The following is a 1934-nucleotide window of genomic DNA, read 5'->3' on the forward strand; positions in this document are numbered from 1 at the left end:
GCGCCAATGTCGATCGCCGACATGTCGCTGTCGCTGGATGCCGCTGAGCGTGGGTTCCTGACTGACGTCGAAATCGCCAAGGTCGGCAGCTTTGAACAAGCGCTGATTGCTTACTTCAACCGCGATCACGCCGATTTGATGGCGAAGATCAACGTGAAGGGTGACTTCAATGACGAAATCGATTCTGGCCTCAAAGCCGGTATCGAGAAGTTCAAGGCCACCCAAACCTGGTAAGCCGCAGCGGGAGTCGCGAGGCTCCCGCTTGCTAACCTGATAGGTGTTACATGGCAGGCGCAAAAGACATTCGCAGCAAGATTGCGAGCATCAAAAGCACGCAAAAGATCACCAGCGCCATGGAAAAAGTGGCGGTCAGTAAAATGCGCAAGGCTCAAATGCGCATGGCTGCTAGCCGTCCTTACGCGGAGCGCATCCGTCAGGTGATTGGTCATCTTGCCAACGCTAACCCGGAATACCGCCACCCGTTCATGATCGATCGCGAAGTAAAGCGCGTCGGTTATGTCGTAGTGAGCAGTGACCGTGGTCTGTGTGGTGGCTTGAATACCAACCTGTTCAAGGCTTTGGTCAAGGACATGGCGAAGAACCGTGAAAACGGCGTAGAGATCGATCTGTGCGTGGTCGGCAGCAAAGGTGCGGCGTTTTTCCGCAACTTCGGCGGTAACGTCGTCGCTGCGATCAGCCACTTGGGCGAAGAGCCGTCGATCAACGATTTGATCGGCAGCGTCAAGGTGATGCTGGATGCCTACCTGGAGGGCCGTATTGACCGCCTGTCCGTGGTATCCAACAAGTTCATCAACACCATGACTCAGCAACCAACGGTCGAGCAGTTGATTCCGTTGGTCGCCACCCAGGATCAAGAACTCAAGCACCACTGGGATTACCTGTACGAACCCGACGCCAAAGAGCTGCTGGACGGCTTGATGGTCCGTTACGTGGAGTCGCAGGTCTACCAGGCGGTGGTCGAGAACAACGCAGCTGAACAAGCCGCGCGGATGATCGCGATGAAGAACGCCACTGATAACGCCGGTGACCTGATCAGCGATTTGCAGCTGATCTACAACAAGGCGCGTCAGGCAGCGATCACCCAAGAGATCTCGGAAATCGTCGGCGGCGCTGCCGCGGTTTAACGGTTCAAATATTCAGAGGATCCAGCTAATGAGTAGCGGACGTATCGTTCAAATCATCGGCGCCGTGATCGACGTGGAATTTCCACGCGACAGCGTACCGAGCATCTACAACGCGCTGAAAGTACAAGGCGCGGAAACTACCCTGGAAGTTCAGCAACAGCTGGGCGACGGCGTAGTTCGTACCATTGCGATGGGTTCCACCGAAGGCTTGAAGCGCGGTCTGGACGTTGTCGACACCGGTGCAGCCATCTCCGTACCGGTCGGTAAAGCGACCCTGGGCCGGATCATGGACGTCCTCGGCAACCCGATCGACGAAGCAGGTCCGATCGACACCGAAGAGCGTTGGGGCATTCACCGTCCAGCGCCTTCGTTCGCTGATCAGGCAGGCGGCAACGACCTGCTGGAAACCGGCATCAAGGTTATCGACCTGGTTTGCCCGTTTGCCAAGGGCGGTAAAGTCGGTCTGTTCGGTGGTGCCGGTGTCGGCAAGACCGTAAAAATTATGGAACTGATCCGTAACATCGCCATCGAGCACAGCGGTTATTCCGTGTTCGCAGGTGTGGGTGAGCGTACTCGTGAGGGTAATGACTTCTACCACGAGATGAAGGACTCCAACGTTCTGGACAAAGTGGCACTGGTATACGGCCAGATGAACGAGCCGCCGGGAAACCGTCTGCGCGTCGCTCTGACCGGTCTGACCATGGCCGAGAAATTCCGTGACGAAGGTAACGACGTTCTGTTGTTCGTCGACAACATCTATCGTTACACCCTGGCCGGTACTGAAGTATC

At 56.3% G+C, this 1934-nt stretch carries 1 protein-coding gene and 2 pseudogenes; all 3 read left to right on the forward strand.

Annotated features, from left to right (window positions below; genetic code table 11):
* Positions 1-234, forward strand: a pseudogene (locus ACI2KS_RS17150) (F0F1 ATP synthase subunit alpha); the annotation flags it as partial.
* Positions 235-284: 50 nt separating this feature from the next.
* The gene (gene atpG, locus ACI2KS_RS17155) at positions 285-1145 is read left to right on the forward strand and encodes a F0F1 ATP synthase subunit gamma (protein WP_404622191.1); all 861 of its coding nucleotides are present in this window, start codon (positions 285-287) and stop codon (positions 1143-1145) included.
* A gap of 28 nt (positions 1146-1173) precedes the next feature.
* Positions 1174-1934 (forward strand): annotated as a pseudogene (locus tag ACI2KS_RS17160) (F0F1 ATP synthase subunit beta); the annotation flags it as partial.

The sequence above is a fragment of the Pseudomonas sp. NPDC087358 genome, from assembly GCF_044900785.1.
In the GTDB taxonomy this organism is placed as follows: Bacteria; Pseudomonadota; Gammaproteobacteria; order Pseudomonadales; family Pseudomonadaceae; genus Aquipseudomonas.